Genomic DNA, 16,909 nt, shown 5'->3' with positions numbered 1-16,909 from the left:
CTCATACTATAAATAGGGGTGAAAATATGAAAATCAGCAAAAATGAGGAAGAAATTTATCAATACATGCAAATCCATCAATTCCATACCCTATTTTCATTTCATGTCTTGCCATATGTAGAGCTACATTCTTTTCAAACGAAAGAGATGATATGTAGCGAAGGAAATACTCTCCCTTATCTCTATTACTTAATTTCTGGGAAGGCAAAAATATATATGAGTCATAAAAACGGGAAGGTTTCATTAATTAATTTTATTCAAGCACCATCTTTTATCGGGGAATTAGGATTAATAGGAGTAGAAAATATTACTAAGTCCGTTGAAGTACTAGAAGATTGTGTTTGTTTGGCACTTCCTCTTAAAGATTGTCAGCAACTTTTATTACAAGATGCAACGTTTTTACAGCACTTATGCAAATTTATTGGAGAAAAGACAATTACTCGCACTGAAAATTACGCAAAAAACTATAGTTATCCTTTTGAAAATCGATTAGCTGCTTTTATTTTATTAACAGAACAAAATAATTGTTATATAGAAAAGCATACTGAGGCCTCGGAATATTTAAATGTCAGCTACCGTCATCTTTTATATGTATTAAATCAGTTTTGCCAACAAAATTACTTAAAAAAAGACGGAAGAACCTATTACATACGAGATCGAATTCAATTAAAAAAACTTGCTGATGAACTAAAAATATAAAAAAACAGCATTAACGTTTACATGTTAATGCTGCCTTTTCGAGTGACGATTATAATTTTAATTAAAATTTACTTGCTACTTTAGCTGCTTCTTCAAGACCTGCAGCAATGATTTCTTCTGCTTTATCTGGGAATTGGTTATGTCCTTCAATAATTACTGTTTCCATGTTTGTTGCGCCGAAGAAGCCCATCATACTTGCTACATATTTAACAGCCATTTCTACCTCAGCTGCTGGACCTTCTGAATATACGCCGCCTCGTGCATTTAATAATGCAATCTTCTTATCACCGATTAGGCCAACTGGACCCTCTGGCGTATATTTGAACGTTTTACCAGCACGGTTTAAATAATCAATATATGTGTGTAACACTGCTGGAATCGTTAAGTTCCATAATGGGAAGCCGAAAACAACTTTATCAGCTTCTAGGAATTGATTTAAATACTTATCAGCAACTGCTACTGCTTTTGCCTCTTCTTCTGTTAAATCAAATCCTTTACCTGCCTTGAATGTACCATTGATCATGTCTACACCTACATATGGTAATTCTTCTTTATATAAATCCAGTTCTACTACTGTATCATTTGGGTGTGCTTCTTTATAGTTTGCTAAAAATGCCTCATATAATTTTACACTAACTGCTTGTTCCGCTGGACGGTTGTTTGCTTTAACGAATAAAACTGTTGCCATTATTTCTTCCTCCTAGTACTCACTCTTATGTTGTTATATGCTTTCAAAAAAGGTATCCCTTGTAATTGTTGTTTTGTTGCTTACAATCATATTTTATCTTTATATAAAGACAATTTCGTCCTCACATAGACGTATTTTTCCATAAAAAAAGTCCACCTTCTAAAGGCGAACTAGGTCTTACGACTTTTGTCTTATACAATTCCATTTTTCACTGCATATAACGCCGCTTGCGTACGATCGGATAAATTTAATTTACTCAAAATGCTACTTACATGCGCCTTAACTGTCTTTTCTGTAATAACTAAAACAGATGCAATTTCCTTATTGCTCATCCCTTTTGCTAATAGTTGCAACACCTCATTTTCTCTCGCTGTTAGCACATCCACTTGAATAGAATGTTCTTCTTCCTTTTCTTCTACAGGTAATGTTTGAGAGAGAAGAGCATTTGCTATATCCGGATGTAATTGAATATTACCTTTATATGCACTTCGAATAGCCTCAACAAGCTGATCCGGTTCTACATCTTTTAAAATATACCCACTTGCTCCAGCCCTTAATGCAGGTAACACATGCGCCTGATCAGAAAAGCTAGTTAATACAATTACTTTCACATTTGGATACTCTTTTTTAATATATGCCGTCGCCTCAACACCATCCATTTCAGGCATATATAAATCCATTAATATAACATCAGGATTTGTTTCTCCTACTTTCACTAATGCTTCTTTCCCATTATTCGCTTCTCCAACTAACTCTAAATCTTCCTGTGTACTTAAGAAAAATGCTAATCCTTTTAAAACGACTGTATGATCATCAACTAACAATACTTTTATTTTCACAAACTTCCCTCATTTTCACATCATAATGGTACATTTACTTTTACGCTCGTTCGTTTATTACTACTTACAATTTTAATTGTTCCACCAACTAATTCTACTCTTTCACGCATCGTAGTCATACCTAGTGATTTCTTTTCTTTTATATTCTTTTCCACAAAGCCCTTTCCTTGATCAACTATTTCTAATGATACATTTTTCTCATTCACTGTAAAATAAATCGTCGCTTCTTTTACACCTGCATGCTTACTTACATTGTTCAGTGCTTCTTGGCCAATGCGCCATAAAGCTTCTTCTACTACACGAGGTAAATCACGAACACCCGTAACTTGCTCCCTAATTTTCAGTCCCAAATTTTCACCGTACTGCTTTAGAGCTGGCAATAATCCTTTTTCTAATCCTGCCGGACGAAGCTGCCAAATTAATGTCCTCATTTCTTTCAAAGCTCCTTGTGCAAGTTCACGCATCTCATGCAAAGATTGATCTACCTTTTCATTTTTACCTTTTAAAACTGCCTCGGCGCCTTTTGTCATGAAGGTTAATGAAAATAATTTTTGCGAAACAGAATCATGTAAATCTCTTGCTAATCGGTTTCTTTCTTCCATTCGTACAAGTTCACGGCGCTGCTCGTTTAACCTCAAATTCTCTATTATTAACGAAACATGGTTTGATAGCGCTTGAATTACATCTATTGTATTAGCATCAAACTCTCCATTATTCAAGCTAACACATAAAACACCAAATATATGGTTTTGAATATGTATTGGCGTAGCAATAACAGTTTGATTTAGATGCACATTATGCCCTATTTGATGTTTTATTAGAACTGGTTCATCTTGCTCTAACGCCTTGTTGGCCGCCTCTTTTACATCCTCTTGTAACTCTTCCTGAACGTAAGACGCTCGCAGAGATAATTCTTTTTCCTCCCTAATAAAAAGCGCTACTTGATTCCATTGAAATACTTCACCTACGTGATTTACCACCTTTTCAGGTAATACATTAAACTTATGAATCGTTTTTAAATCTTGAATGAAACGCTCTAATTTCACATAATAATGTGCTCTTCTTTTTTCATTTTCATATAATTTTGTTCGCTTTAAAGCCGTACCAATTTGGAAAGCAACCGATTGGAGTAATACTAATTCTTCTTCCGAAAAATGTGTTTTACCCGGACTTGCAACATTTAACAACCCAAATTTTTCTCCTCCAGCTTTTAAAGGAACCGTAGCATGATGAAGAATGCCCTCCGTATCTCCCCAATTATATTCAATTGCATTATTAATTCTTTTACATTCAATAATATTAACGGCTCTCTCTAATTTCCCATCTACAAAACCTCGTAAACACCAACACTCACCTTCGCACATCGGGCGTTTATTTTCATATGTAAGTGCCTCTGGTAATTGGTAATCAATCAACTTCGTATACTTCCCATTTTCATCTGCAAGAAAAATCCATCCTGTCGTTAAGCCTGTCACACTTAGTAATTTCTCTAGGACAGCTTGCAATACATGATACGTATCATTTGATGTATTTAATGTTTCTGCAATTTCCTTTAATATAACTAATTCATTTGTACGATTATCTCGAAACATACTCAGTCTCCTGCATACAAGATTTTAAATAGCTCTTAAAATAAATCATCTACTTTTCACTTTGTACTTATTCGTAACATTGATATAATGGTGAAAACATAGTTTTCATTATATCACTTGAGGGGGCTTTCATAATGACATTAAATAAAGCACTTACTATCGCTGGTTCTGACACAAGTGGCGGTGCTGGTATACAAGCAGATTTAAAAACATTCCAAGAACTTGGCGTATACGGAATGACATCTCTTACAACAATCGTAACGATGGATCCACATAACGGTTGGGCACATAACGTATTTCCAATCCCAGCTTCTACATTAAAACCACAATTAGAAACAACAATTGAAGGTGTTGGCGTAGATGCTTTAAAAACAGGTATGCTTGGATCAGTAGAAATTATTGAAATGGTTGCAGAAACAATCGAAAAGCACAATTTCAAAAATGTAGTAGTTGACCCTGTTATGGTATGTAAAGGTGCAGATGAAGCATTACATCCTGAAACGAACGATTGCTTACGTGATGTTCTTGTGCCAAAGGCATTAGTTGTAACGCCAAACTTATTTGAAGCTTACCAATTAAGCGGTGTGAAAATTAATTCTCTTGAGGACATGAAAGAAGCAGCGAAGAAAATCCACGCTTTAGGTGCCAAATACGTACTAATTAAAGGCGGAAGCAAACTTGGTACGGAAACTGCAATCGACGTCCTATATGATGGAGAAACATTCGAACTTCTAGAATCAGAAAAAATCGATACAACCAATACACACGGTGCAGGTTGTACATATTCTGCTGCAATTACAGCAGAACTTGCAAAAGGAAAACCTGTGAAAGAAGCAGTAAAAACTGCTAAAGAATTCATCACAGCTGCTATTCGTTACTCATTCAAAATTAACGAATACGTAGGTCCAACTCACCATGGTGCATATCGTAAATTCGTTGTATCAAAAGAACTTGTCTAATATATAAATAAAAACACTCACAAGGTTCATACATTGACTCTGTGAGTGTTTTTTATAAGCTTTATGTCTTCTGGTCATCTTATCTTTAAGATGCAGAGCTGACCTTATTTCTACCATTTCGTTTCGAGTAGTATAACGCATCATCCGCCGCTTGAATAAATTGCTCTGATGACCCTTCATACTCTGAAACCCCTACCGAAACCGTAATTTTTATTTTTGTTCCATCTAACAATTGAAATGGGTGACTTTCAACAGCTGTACGAATTTGCTCGCCCATACAAATTCCGTAAGCTAATCCCTTATTCGGTATCAAAAGCGCAAACTCCTCTCCACCCTTTCGAAAAGCTAAATCTGGAAATTGTGAAGTTTCTCGTAAAATACATCCTACTTGTTTTAACACTTCGTCCCCTGCAGGATGCCCGTACGTATCATTTACATACTTAAAGTGATCAATATCTATAAGGAGTAAACAAAGCGAATCATTTTTCATGTTCTTATTACTAATATGATGATTCATCTCTAAATCAAACTGTCTTACGTTTCCTAAACCTGTCAATGCATCTATCGTTGCGTATTGTTTCATCTTTTGAAATAACTCATTGGATTGTAAAACATAGTTTGTACTTACGAATGTTATGTAACCTGTAGTAATACTTGAAATTAAATATAGTACAACTACAGATATATCATTAAATAATATATACATCGGTACTATCAAAATAGAAAGGCAGTATACGTGTAACCATACTAACTTTAACGTAATCGAAGTTTGTATTCTTGCAATAAAGATAACACCAATTCCACTTAGTAAAATTGTATAGCAAGCCAATTCGGAAGCTAAAGAGTACTCAGTAAAAATTAGCCGAGTAATTAAAATTATAGTAACTGTTATACTACTAGCTACCGGACCTCCAACTATAATTGCCAAAATAACGGCTAAATAACGTAAATCCAACATAATATCTTCAATGTGTACACCAAAATGCATTAACAGTACACCTAATATTCCAGTAAAAATACCGATTACACACTTCTGCAAAAAAGAGAATTCTTCTTTTAACGGTTTATCCCTTAAAAGCTGACCTCCAACAAAAATAAAGGAAATAATAATTGTTGTATTTACAAATAAGTCCCTTAACATAAAATAATCTCCCTACTTTTCCATCTATCCCCTTCCTCACTTTATTGTATACGAAATCCCTATAATTCCCAAAGTTTTTTGTTTATTTTTTTGCTGTTCCACGTGAAACAGCAAAAAAAATAAAAAGGGCGAAAACTCGCCCTTTTTCATTAACAACAGCGTGATATTTTTCCACCCTTTGCGTTAAATCTTGCTTCTTGTGCCTCAGCAAAAAACTGCTTTTGACATACAATCTCTTCTTCTGGATGATGCTTTTTCATATGCTCTACGTATACTTCATAACTTGGTACCCCAACGAGCAAACTAATAAAGCACTTCCTTTTCTCCCATACTTGCCACAGTTTTTTAAGCATAGTTCCTCGACTCACTTTCATCTCTAGGAATATATGGTGCCTCTTTTAACGGCATTGGCTTATTTCTTAATACTTGTATCCAAATTCGAAGTGCTGAAATTAACACAGCGATTACAACTATCATAAAAATCCCACAAAGCGCTGCATCGATATAATCATTAAAAATAATTTGCTTCATTTGAGCAACATTTTTAGCTGGTGCTAACACTTTCCCTTCATCTAGCGCTCCCTGAAACACCTTCGCGTGAGATAGAAATCCGATTTTAGGATTTTCATGAAATAGCTTTTGATAACCAGCTGTCATTGTTACAATAAGCAATCCCACAGTTGGAATAAGTGTTACCCAAACGTACGCCTTTTTCCCCATTTTGAACAAAATTGTCGTTCCAAGTAATAATGCGATACCCGCTAACATTTGATTTGCAATACCGAAAAGTGGCCATAATGTATTAATTCCACCGAGCGGATCTATTACCCCTTGGTATAGGAAATATCCCCACCCTAATACACATAACGTTGTAGCTATTACATTCGCTAATGTAGAATCTGTTTTCGCAAAAGGCTTATATACATGTCCTAAAATATCTTGAATCATAAATCGTCCTACACGAGTTCCTGCGTCAATCGTTGTTAAAATAAATAGGGCTTCAAAAAGAATGGCAAAATGATACCAGAATGCCATCATCGCCGTTCCACCTATTACTTGTGAGAAAATATATGCCATACCTATTGCTAACGTTGGTGCTCCACCTGTACGTGATAAAATTGTTTGCTCTCCAACATTTACAGCAAGTTCTTTTAATTCATTTGGTGTAATAGCAAATCCCCATGAAGAAATAACTTGAGCTGCCTGCGATACATCCGTACCAATAAGTGCCGCCGGACTATTAATCGCAAAATAAGTTCCTGGCGTTAATACACAAGCTGCAATCATTGCCATCGCTGCTACAAACGACTCCATTAACATTGCTCCGTAACCAATTGGCTGTGCATGTCCCTCTTGCTCAATCATTTTTGGAGTTGTACCAGATGAAACGAGAGCATGGAATCCAGAGACCGCACCACAGGCAATCGTAATAAATAAGAACGGGAATAAATTACCGGAGAAAACAGGACCAGTTCCATCAATAAATTGCGAAACTGCTGGCATTTGTAAATTGGGTGCTACAATTAAAATACCTATCGCCAATCCAACGATTGTTCCAACTTTTAAAAATGTACTTAAATAATCACGTGGTGCTAATAGCATCCAAACTGGTAATGCAGATGCAATAAATCCATATACAATAAGCATAATAGCAATTGTTTCACCACTAAATGTGAACATACTTGCAAGTGTTGGGTTTTCTGCTACATACTGTCCTCCAATAAGAGATAAAATAAGTAGGATAATACCAATTACTGACCCTTCTCCAACACGACCAGGCCTAATATAGCGCATATAAACTCCCATTAAAATAGCGATAGGAATCGTTGCTGCTATCGTAAACATTCCCCAAGGACTTCCGATCAGTGCCTTTACTACGACTAACGCTAATACTGCTAATAAAATAATCATAATTCCTAAAATACCTATCATTGCAATTAGTCCTGTAACAGGTCCAATCTCATCCTTAATCATTTCTCCTAACGATTTACCATTACGTCTCATCGAAGCAAATAAAATGACAAAATCTTGGACAGCCCCCGCAACAACTACCCCAACGATAATCCAAATGGTCCCTGGTAAATATCCCATTTGTGCTGCTAAAATCGGTCCTACTAAAGGTCCCGCCCCAGCAATCGCTGCAAAGTGATGCCCAAACAATACCCACTTATTTGTTGGAACATAGTCTTTCCCATCGTTTAATGTATGGGCTGGTGTTTGCCGATTATCATCTAAATTAAAAACCTTTCTCGCTATAAATCTACTATAAAAACGATAAGCAACTGCATATACACATACGGCAGCTACTAAGAGCCATACAGCATTAATGGTTTCACCTTGTGATAAAGCTATTACCCCAAAAGCACCTGCTCCTACTGCTGTAATAACGCCCCAAAGTAAGATTGATTTCAATGTCTTCACATACAATTCCCCCAATACTATTTCTTAGTGGAGATTGTACTAAATTTTCTGAATATTTAACTTGAATCCTCCTTATCATGAAGGATTTTCAGTTTATCATGTTAAAATACTCTCATTACCTACTATAATTCAATGTTATTTCGAAGGCGTTTTACATAATTACGACTGACTGGAATCGGTTGCTCATCATACCTATCTAAATACAAATTATACGTGCCATTATAATAAGGTTTCAGTTCTTTTACATATGACATATTAATTAAATAGCTTTTATGCACACGTAAAAAATCATATGCATTTAGCTTATTTTCTAATTCCTGAAGTGTATATGTTGAAATATACTGATTATTCGTTGTGTAAATTGAAACAGTTTTATTTTCTTTATTTTTACTTACATATACAATATCTTCTGGGAGCATATATCGTATACCCTCTTGACTTTCTATCGGTAGTTTCCGCAAATAACTCTTTGCTTTCTCACCTTGTTCTTTACCTATTTTATATAAAAGAAATTGTAAATCTTCTTCACGAAATGGTCGTAATAAATAATAAAATGCTTGGAAACGAAAAGCTGTAATAGATTCCTCTATGTTTTCACCTACAAAAATAAATTTTGTATAGCAATTTATTTCTCGTAATAAACTTGCATATTCAAAACCAGTACCATCTAGTAATTTGGAACTTAAAAAAACAAAGTCTGGTATATGTTTTTTCATCATAAATAAAGATTCTGTTCCTGTCTTTGCTTCAAAACATTCTACATTTCTCATATTTTCAGTGAAATTTTCAGCTAACTCTCTTCTCTCTTCTGCCTCTTCCATGATCAGTAAAATTTTCATTTCTTCAACCACCTAATTCTTTGTCCATATGTCCTGCTGTATACATTCGCTTTTATAAGAAATAATCCCTTTTTCTTACTATACCATTATTTATCTAAAAAAACAGAAAAAAGGAAACCACTTCGGTTTCCTCTCCCCTTTTATCCTACATTAACTGCCTAGAAAGAGCCGAGTAGTGTAGGATAATAAACGGTCAGGGATACGTTTAAAATTTCATTTTATACTAATTCTCGTTGCTTCGTTTCCTGTCCAAGTATTACTACAGCGAATACACCAATTAAAATTGATCCGCAGAAAATCGTAAATATTAATGATAGTGAAGCTTCTGAGGCAACTAAATACCCCACTAATAGTGGCCCAAGAATACCACCAATACGCCCAAATGCTGCTGCCATTCCTGCACCTGTACCACGAATAACGGTTGGATACTGCTCAGGTGTATAGGCGTATAATGCTCCCCAAGCACCTAAGTTAAAGAAGGATAGTAACATACCTGCCACGATTAATACTGTTAATGAATCCGCAACCCCAAACAAATAGGCACTGCAGGCTGTTCCGATTAAATACGTAACCAAAACAAATTTACGACCGAGACGTTCAATAAACCAAGCAGCAGTGAAATATCCTGGAAGTTGAGCTAACGTCATAATAAGTACGTATTGGAAACTTTTTATTAAACTAAATCCTTTTAGCACCATTACACTTGGTAACCAAAGGAACATTCCATAATAGGAAAAGACAACACAAAACCATAGAATCCATAGCATAATTGTTGCTTTACGATATTCCCCAGACCAAACTGATTTTATATTTTCAATAACAGATGGTCTTTTTTTAACTTTTTGGAACCTTGGGGAATCCGGTAAATTCCATCTTAAATATAAAGCATATAGTGCTGGAACTGCACTCAATACCATCGCAACTTCCCAACCATATTTCGGAATAACAAAATACGAGATAAGAGCTGCAATTAACCATCCACCTGCCCAAAAACTTTCTAATAACACAACAATTTTCCCACGCTCATGTGCTTCAACACTCTCTGATACTAGTGTAGAGGCAACCGGAAGCTCTCCGCCAAGCCCCATACCAATTACAAAGCGTAAAACGAGAAACATCGCGAGTGTCGTCGTTAACGCAGTTAAACCACTACCGATAGAAAATAATAATAATGTAATAATAAAGACTGATTTTCGCCCTATTTTATCTGATAGTATCCCAAAAATAAGCGCTCCTACTGCCATACCGATTGAGTTAATACTACCTATCCATCCCATTTCCTGGCTCGTTAATCCCCAATCCTTTTGCAAGGCTACCATTACAAATGAAAGCATTCCAACATCCATTGCATCAAATAGCCATCCAAGCCCAGCTATACCAAGTAGTTTGCGCTTCGAAATTTCTTTTACCTTGCCCACTAGAAGTCCTCCTCACACAGGTGTCTTTACACATCATTTTACATGTGTGAATTGTATAAGTAAAATACTTTTGTGTAAAAAATTTCTCCTTCATCATTCCCAAAAAGTAAAACGCCTATCCCGATTGGTGAGGGCTAATAATCAGTAGAGATGCCTCACTGATTAAATTTTCAATTTATTAAAAACGAACAAATAAAAAAAGCAGCGATATTTCGCTACTTTTTCGAACGCATTACTTCTTTTAAAAATTCCGCTAATACTAACTGACGACGCCAGCGTGTTGGATTACTGCATAATCTATAAAACCACTCTAAATGAATCGCTTGAATCCATTTTGGTGCACGTTTTACCTCTCCAGCCCATACGTCTAAACTTCCGCCTACTCCAACAGCCATTTTCGTTTCTAAACGATGCTTATTGTTTTGGATAAAGTTCTCTTGTCTTGGGAAACCGAGTGCAACAAGTAATAAATCTGGTTTTGCTTCTTGAATGCGAGAAATGATATTTTCTTCGTCTTCTTGTTTAAAATAACCATCTTGTGTCCCGGCGATGGATACAGCTGAATATGTCTTTGTTAAGTGATCTGCTGCAGCTTGTACAACATGCGGCTTTGCACCTAATAAGAAAACAGATACTGGTTTACTATCCTCTGATAACTTCGCAAGTAAATTACACATTAAATCAAAACCTGCTACACGCTCTTTTAAAGGTGTACCAAGCATGCCGCTTGCCTTTACAACCCCAATACCATCAGGTGTAATTAAATCTGTATTCAATAATGTTTGATAGAACTTTTCATCCTTTTTTGCGCACATAACAATTTCAGGATTTGCTGTTACTACCTGAAACGTATGAGTTCGCTCCGCTTCTAGTTGTTCTTTTAAATATTGGACCGTTTCATCCATTGTCATTGTAGAAAAAGGAACGCCTAGAATATCAACTGTTTGTACTGCCATAGTTAACTATCCTCTCTATCATTACAAGTTTTTCGCTATTAATTGCTTATATGTTTCTTTTGTATCGTCATATAGTTTTTGAAGTGAGAAGTCCATAGTAGCATGCTCATAAATATGTTTACCCATTGCTGCTAACTCTCCAGTTTTCCACTTATCATACGCTTCTTCTAAAGCTAATGCCAATGCCTTTCCATCACCTGTTGGCACAATCCATCCGTAAGTTTCATCTACGATTAATGGTTCAATTTCTCCAGCTCTAGTCACAATTGATGGTACACGTTGGTTTGCCGCTTCTAATAAAACTAGTGGGAACCCTTCACTATGGGAAGTTAATAAATTTACATGTGACGACGCAAATAATTGTTTTACATCTTGACGATGTCCTAAAAACTCTACTTTATCGTTAATCCCTTTTTCAGTAGCTAATGACTTTAGATTTTCTTCTAACGGGCCATCGCCAACTAATAATACTTTAATTTTCTCTAATTTTGTTTGTTGTAACGCATCGAATAAAACTTCATGTCCTTTGACAGGATGTAATCGTGCTACTTGAATTGCTGTAAATACATCTTCATCAATATTGAACATTTCTTTTTTATTATAGCCTTCTACTTTTTCCTTATCGTATTCAATTCCATTATAAATAACATGCATCTTTTCATTTGAAATACCTAATGCTGCCAAGCTTTTTTTCAATCTATTTGTTACAACAAAAAATAAATCTATATTTTTTAAGGCTTTCAAATTTAATTTCGTAAAAATCCAACCTTTTAAGCCTTGTTTAGTAAAGTCTTGAAATGGATCACTATGAATAGTCGTTACCCATTTTGCATTTATTCTCTTTTTCATTAAAGAAACATAGAAATTAGCCCTAGGACCATGCGTATGGACTACATCAAATTTTTCGTTATTAATGAATTCACTTATATTCTTTAAAATGGATAAATCATAGCGCGATTTTTGTGAAAACACATGGACTTTTATCCCTAATTCCCTTGCTTCCTTCGCAACAATTCCATCTTCAAATACTGCTAATTCTACTTCACCAGTTGGAAACTGATCGAGAAGTGAAATAATATGTGTTTTCCCTCCCCCATCTTCTGCTCCTGCATTCATATGCAATATTCTCATATTTTTTCCTCCTTTAAATCCTCGCTACGCTTCCATCTATTTTTATTTTACTGTACTAAAAAATAAAAGCTAACAAAAGTTAGCTTTTATTTTTATCATTCAATTTCTAGGTCTACTATTAGATAAGCTAACACCACTACAAAGTAAATCCCAACTCCTGGTGCTGTTAAAATATGTCCTGCAATATAAGCAATACCTAATGCTAACAATAAGCTTGCTGCAATCATTCCATATTTTATATTAAATATGTCCTTAAATCTCGTAGCAAATGCTAGTAGAATTCTTAGCCCGTAATAAATAAATGGAATCATTAATAATGCAAAACCAATAATTCCAAAATCATAAAACCAATCATGGAAGTCCATTTCAATTAGTTTTGGATCTGGCTGCTTTTGTTCATTATATTTAAAGTTACCTGCATAGCCCATTCCTAGTAATTTTTGTGACAATGGCGCTTCTTTAAAGAACTGCTTATGTCTTTCTTCATATACTTGACGTCCGCTGAAGATAAGATTTTCTTGATTTTCTTTCTTTTGCTCTTTCTCAAGCTCTTTCTTAACTTCCTCTTCTATCTTCGCCTTTTCTTCTGGCTTTTCAACTTTATGATGATTTTCTTCTTTTGCTTTAAGTTCTTGCTCTTTTTTCAGCTTCTCTTTAATTTCTTGTTCTTTTTGACCTTGTTGTGCCACATTTTGCTCTGATAAATAATTATTGTGAATACCCATATTTTGCGCTAATGGCGTTTGTTTAAACGTTCCAACTACACCAGCTAATAGGACAATAGCAATTACTGCGTTAAGCGCAAGAGATTTTTTGTTCGGATTTTTTCTATTAAATAATAATTGTAGTACAATGATCCCGATTGCTGCTGCTAACGTAGCACCAATTGAGCCCATTCCTACTTTTGTACCAACTTGAATTAATGAGTAAATCATTAAAAGTGATGGAATCCAATATAAAATGTGCTTCCAGCTCTTTGTTTTTTGAATAGAATATAGTACCACAATAGGGAAAATAATAGCTAAGATTGAACCTAGTTCATTCCCTGCATAGAACCAACCTCGAGAACCAACCTTCATCCATTCATAACTACCAAAGTCAGTAGATGTTGAAATAGAAATAACCATAATTGCGTTAATGATTAATGTAGAATATACAATACTATTTCGAACCTTATCGCTAATATTAACTGTCTTTTTCAATGATTTTAAAGCTAAAATGTATGATCCCAGCATAATATATATATATAATGCTTTCGCAACGAATTTAACTTCTTCACCAAGTACAATAGGATCCTTAACTAGTTTGTTATTAATAAATCCTATCCCTAAAACGCCGGCTAATAATATAAGATAAATTAAAAACTTTCTATTTTCCTTCTCTTTTGCCTGAATTAAAATGTAAATACCACCAACAGCCATAATAAGGAATCTTACTAAAATTCCAACGGTAGCATTTGACTTTAATAAAGTGATGCTAAGAGACGTTAATAAATCTAAAACAGGCTGTAAAATAATAAAAAAGAGCAAAAAATGCTCAAATCTAACCCTAGCTTGATTTGCTAACATTCCAAGACCTCCATACAAAATCTTAACATTATCTTTTAATCATAATTTTTATCTTCAAAACACACCTAGCAATTATAACATAACTCATATTTAAATTGAGAACTTATTTTTATGCCGAAACTAACCAAATCCAGCTTAAGTAGTACTAGAAAACATTATCCTTTAGCTATCCTTCCCTATCTCTATAAAAACTATCTAACACTCTTCCACTTATTATCATCATTATAGTAACATTTGTTAATTTGTTTATAAATATATAAAATTTAATAATTATACACAAACACCAACTCGGTTATCCTACAACTAAAGATTAACCTTGCTTCGTTTTCTCCTAAGCATTTTCAAACGCTTTCTTTATGTATTTTATCCGTTTTTATACATGTAACGAAAAGTAATTGTTATTTCCAATACTTTAGTGTATATTTTTTCTCTGGAACATCTTTAAGAGAAAGGGATTAAGGCCATGTTATTAATCGATATATTTACGTTTCTTGGCATTATCGCCGCTGCCATTTCTGGTACATTAGTTGGTTTAAAAAAAGATTTAGATTTATTTGGTGTCCTTTGTTTAGCTGTAGCTACTGCGCTCGGCGGCGGTATTATTCGTGATATCATGATTGGTAACCTGCCCCCTGTCGCATTTGTAAAACCAATTTACTTTTTCGTAAGTGTATTATCAGCACTATTTACTTGTATGTTTTTTGAACGCATCAATAAACTTCAAGTCGTTATTATGCTTTCTGATGCTGTTGGCTTAGGCGTTTTTACAGCTATTGGTGCAAATGCGGCAATGTCACATCATGTTGACGCATCATTTCTAGTTGTTTCAATGGGAGTCATTACAGGTATTGGAGGCGGTATTTTGCGTGATATTTGTGCTCAAGATATCCCTTACGTATTCCGAAAAGAGATTTACGCAATCGCTTCTATCTTAGGAGCAATTAGCTTCCTAATCACACACGCTATGGGGGCACACGTATTAGCTTTCTATGTTTGTTTATTAGTAACATTTGTTATTCGTGTCGTCACTGTAATATATAATGTGCATTTCCCTGTTTTCTTTAAAACACATGCTAAAATTAATAAAGGCCATTAAGAGAATTCTATCTAGAATTCTCTTAATTTATATACTATTCAACAAACTAATATAGAGTAATTATATATAAGCATATATAATTACTCTATATTAGTTTTAAAATTGAAAACGTTTTATATACAGGGGGAAGAATGATGCTTGGGGTTTTCAAAAAAAATATTAATAAAAAAAATGCCAGTATAATCGAATTAAGTAAGGACCAACAAATAACTTTTAATGTACCTACTAATTCTGAATTGAAAATTCAAATGGATATGCTACATATTTCAAAAGAAGATTTACAAGTTGTAAAAGTACTACAGCCTTTTATTTATGCAGAAATTGATTGGATTACTGAAAAATTTTATGCCAACATTACAAAACAACCTAATTTAATTACTATTATTGAACGTTACAGCTCTATTCCAAAACTAAAACAAACTTTAAAAACACATATTAAAGAATTATTCAGCGGCAATATGCATGAAGATTTTATTGAACAGCGTGTTAGAATTGCCAAAAGGCATGTACAAATTGGTTTACATCGAAAATGGTATACTGCTGCTTATCAAGAATTATTCCGCTCTATCATGAAGATTTTGCAAACAAAAATAACAACAATCGATGATTTTTCCTATTCTATAAATGTTATAAATAAATTATTCACTCTTGAACAAGAACTTGTTCTTGCAGCTTATGAATCTGAATATGAAAGAATGCAAAGAGAGCATGAGAAAGAAAAAGAACTAACTGCTATGACAATTACGCATATCGCAACAGAATTAGCTGCTGTATCTGAAAAAACAAGCTCTTCTATTCAAAAACTAACCGCTAAATCTGAAACTATTGTAGAAATTGCTAAAACAGGTACATCATTAGCTACAACATCTGAAGAAAAAGCGAATAAAGGGAAAGAACAATTAAACCAGCAAAACAAACGAATGGGATCTATTCAAATGAATATGGAAACGATTATTACAGATACTCATGAACTTCTCGATATTTCTAACAAAATTAACGAAATCATAGATATCGTTAAATCAATCGCGGAGCAAACAAATTTACTCGCACTAAATGCTGCTATCGAGTCTGCACGTGCTGGAGAATTTGGGAAGGGGTTTTCTGTTGTTGCTGGTGAAATCCGAAAATTATCAGAGCAAACGAAAGAATCTATATTTAACGTTACAAAGCTCGTCGAAAAAACAAATGAACAAATTACCCGTGTCTCGTCTTCCGTGAAACAAATTAGCTCTCTCGTATCAGAAGGAACCGATAGTATGTCGGCAACAGATCGATACTTCCAAGAAATTGTAAAAGATATGTCTAACTCAAAAGAACAGAATAAGAAAATTGAACATGAGCTACAAGCTATTTCACAAGTAATGAAAGGAATTCAAGATGATTCCTCACAAATGGCTCTAACAGCCGATAATTTACAACTAGAACTAAATCGATAAGATATAATCAACCCTCACCAATCGGGATTTTACGAGTAGCAGGGCCCCCACCTAACTTCTTTGCTTTCGCTGAATTTTGAGGTGGGTGGCTTACTGTCCGGAAAATAGCGGGATAAAATTCAGGTCA

At 34.5% G+C, this 16,909-nt stretch carries 15 protein-coding genes and 1 pseudogene; 5 read left to right on the top strand and 11 right to left on the bottom strand.

Annotated features, from left to right (window positions below; all coding sequences use genetic code 11):
- Positions 1-26 precede the first annotated feature (26 nt).
- Complete coding sequence (locus CQ064_RS15880) at positions 27-698, top strand: transcriptional regulator YeiL (protein ID WP_000703310.1); 672 nt, start codon at positions 27-29, stop codon at positions 696-698.
- A 61-nt stretch (positions 699-759) separates the two neighbouring features.
- On the opposite strand, the gene CQ064_RS15875 is transcribed toward CQ064_RS15880, so the two are convergent.
- From CQ064_RS15875 to CQ064_RS15865, 3 genes are all read right to left on the bottom strand, one after another.
- Positions 760-1,386: an FMN-dependent NADH-azoreductase gene (locus CQ064_RS15875; RefSeq protein ID WP_000246721.1), complete on the bottom strand. Its 627-nt coding sequence runs from the start codon at positions 1,384-1,386 to the stop codon at positions 760-762.
- 191 nt (positions 1,387-1,577) lie between these two features.
- A complete protein-coding gene (locus CQ064_RS15870; RefSeq protein WP_000695798.1) occupies positions 1,578-2,225 on the bottom strand; it encodes a response regulator in 648 nt (215 codons plus the stop codon).
- 20 nt (positions 2,226-2,245) lie between these two features.
- Entirely contained in the window at positions 2,246-3,817 is a 1,572-nt protein-coding gene (locus CQ064_RS15865; RefSeq protein WP_000488131.1) for a GAF domain-containing sensor histidine kinase, read from the bottom strand.
- A 134-nt stretch (positions 3,818-3,951) separates the two neighbouring features.
- On the opposite strand from CQ064_RS15865, the gene pdxK reads away from it, so the two are divergent.
- On the top strand, positions 3,952-4,776 hold the full coding sequence (gene pdxK / locus CQ064_RS15860; RefSeq protein WP_000174259.1) for a pyridoxine/pyridoxal/pyridoxamine kinase: 825 nt from the start codon (positions 3,952-3,954) through the stop codon (positions 4,774-4,776).
- An 85-nt stretch (positions 4,777-4,861) separates the two neighbouring features.
- Here the strand turns inward: pdxK and CQ064_RS15855 are convergent, their stop codons facing one another.
- From CQ064_RS15855 to CQ064_RS15820, 8 genes are all read right to left on the bottom strand, one after another.
- Positions 4,862-5,917 carry a GGDEF domain-containing protein gene (locus CQ064_RS15855; protein ID WP_000942875.1) on the bottom strand — a complete coding sequence of 352 codons (1,056 nt, stop codon included), beginning with the start codon at positions 5,915-5,917 and terminating at the stop codon, positions 4,862-4,864.
- 149 nt (positions 5,918-6,066) lie between these two features.
- Entirely contained in the window at positions 6,067-6,270 is a 204-nt protein-coding gene (locus CQ064_RS15850; protein ID WP_000914501.1) for a YbdD/YjiX family protein, read from the bottom strand.
- A complete protein-coding gene (gene cstA, locus CQ064_RS15845; protein ID WP_000854308.1) occupies positions 6,263-8,338 on the bottom strand; it encodes a carbon starvation protein CstA in 2,076 nt (691 codons plus the stop codon). The genes CQ064_RS15850 and cstA overlap by 8 nt, the downstream gene beginning before the upstream one ends.
- A 122-nt stretch (positions 8,339-8,460) precedes the next feature.
- Positions 8,461-9,177: a LytR/AlgR family response regulator transcription factor gene (locus CQ064_RS15840; RefSeq protein WP_000698259.1), complete on the bottom strand. Its 717-nt coding sequence runs from the start codon at positions 9,175-9,177 to the stop codon at positions 8,461-8,463.
- Between the two features lie 218 nt (positions 9,178-9,395).
- Complete coding sequence (locus CQ064_RS15835) at positions 9,396-10,595, bottom strand: MFS transporter (protein ID WP_000521107.1); 1,200 nt, start codon at positions 10,593-10,595, stop codon at positions 9,396-9,398.
- Positions 10,596-10,810: 215 nt separating this feature from the next.
- Positions 10,811-11,551, bottom strand: a complete 741-nt coding sequence (locus tag CQ064_RS15830) for a WecB/TagA/CpsF family glycosyltransferase (RefSeq protein WP_000290751.1) — start codon at positions 11,549-11,551, stop codon at positions 10,811-10,813.
- A gap of 21 nt (positions 11,552-11,572) precedes the next feature.
- Positions 11,573-12,682 (bottom strand): glycosyltransferase family 4 protein, encoded by a 1,110-nt coding sequence (locus CQ064_RS15825; RefSeq protein WP_001221236.1) that lies wholly within the window; start codon positions 12,680-12,682, stop codon positions 11,573-11,575.
- Between the two features lie 95 nt (positions 12,683-12,777).
- Positions 12,778-14,250 (bottom strand): O-antigen ligase family protein, encoded by a 1,473-nt coding sequence (locus tag CQ064_RS15820; RefSeq protein ID WP_000880748.1) that lies wholly within the window; start codon positions 14,248-14,250, stop codon positions 12,778-12,780.
- A gap of 463 nt (positions 14,251-14,713) precedes the next feature.
- Here CQ064_RS15820 and CQ064_RS15815 point away from each other — a divergent pair, with 463 nt between their 5' ends.
- The 3 genes and pseudogenes from CQ064_RS15815 to CQ064_RS34430 all read left to right on the top strand — a co-directional run bounded on the left by CQ064_RS15815 (position 14,714) and on the right by CQ064_RS34430 (position 16,782).
- Entirely contained in the window at positions 14,714-15,346 is a 633-nt protein-coding gene (locus CQ064_RS15815) for a trimeric intracellular cation channel family protein (protein WP_000924371.1), read from the top strand.
- A 131-nt stretch (positions 15,347-15,477) separates the two neighbouring features.
- A pseudogene (locus CQ064_RS34435) lies at positions 15,478-16,026 on the top strand (protoglobin family protein); the annotation flags it as partial.
- A 15-nt stretch (positions 16,027-16,041) separates the two neighbouring features.
- A complete protein-coding gene (locus CQ064_RS34430) occupies positions 16,042-16,782 on the top strand; it encodes a methyl-accepting chemotaxis protein (protein WP_372584669.1) in 741 nt (246 codons plus the stop codon).
- Positions 16,783-16,909 lie beyond the last annotated feature (127 nt).

Source organism: Bacillus sp. MYb78 (assembly GCF_002975115.1).
Lineage (GTDB): Bacteria > Bacillota > Bacilli > Bacillales > Bacillaceae_G > Bacillus_A > Bacillus_A cereus.
The sequence above is the reverse complement of the archived record's forward strand: the minus strand, read 5'-3'. Positions and strand labels throughout refer to the sequence as shown.

Bases quoted from the DNA above. Each gene is read 5' to 3' on its own strand.
- CQ064_RS15880 (WP_000703310.1), top strand. From the start codon at position 27: ATGAAAATCAGCAAAAATGAGGAAGAAATTTATCAATACATGCAAATC.
- CQ064_RS15875 (WP_000246721.1), bottom strand. From the start codon at position 1,386: ATGGCAACAGTTTTATTCGTTAAAGCAAACAACCGTCCAGCGGAACAA.
- CQ064_RS15865 (WP_000488131.1), bottom strand. From the start codon at position 3,817: ATGTTTCGAGATAATCGTACAAATGAATTAGTTATATTAAAGGAAATT.
- pdxK (WP_000174259.1), top strand. From the start codon at position 3,952: ATGACATTAAATAAAGCACTTACTATCGCTGGTTCTGACACAAGTGGC.
- CQ064_RS15855 (WP_000942875.1), bottom strand. From the start codon at position 5,917: ATGTTAAGGGACTTATTTGTAAATACAACAATTATTATTTCCTTTATT.
- CQ064_RS15850 (WP_000914501.1), bottom strand. From the start codon at position 6,270: ATGCTTAAAAAACTGTGGCAAGTATGGGAGAAAAGGAAGTGCTTTATT.
- CQ064_RS15840 (WP_000698259.1), bottom strand. From the start codon at position 9,177: ATGAAAATTTTACTGATCATGGAAGAGGCAGAAGAGAGAAGAGAGTTA.
- CQ064_RS15830 (WP_000290751.1), bottom strand. From the start codon at position 11,551: ATGGCAGTACAAACAGTTGATATTCTAGGCGTTCCTTTTTCTACAATG.
- CQ064_RS15825 (WP_001221236.1), bottom strand. From the start codon at position 12,682: ATGAGAATATTGCATATGAATGCAGGAGCAGAAGATGGGGGAGGGAAA.
- CQ064_RS15820 (WP_000880748.1), bottom strand. From the start codon at position 14,250: ATGTTAGCAAATCAAGCTAGGGTTAGATTTGAGCATTTTTTGCTCTTT.
- CQ064_RS15815 (WP_000924371.1), top strand. From the start codon at position 14,714: ATGTTATTAATCGATATATTTACGTTTCTTGGCATTATCGCCGCTGCC.
- CQ064_RS34430 (WP_372584669.1), top strand. From the start codon at position 16,042: ATGCAAAGAGAGCATGAGAAAGAAAAAGAACTAACTGCTATGACAATT.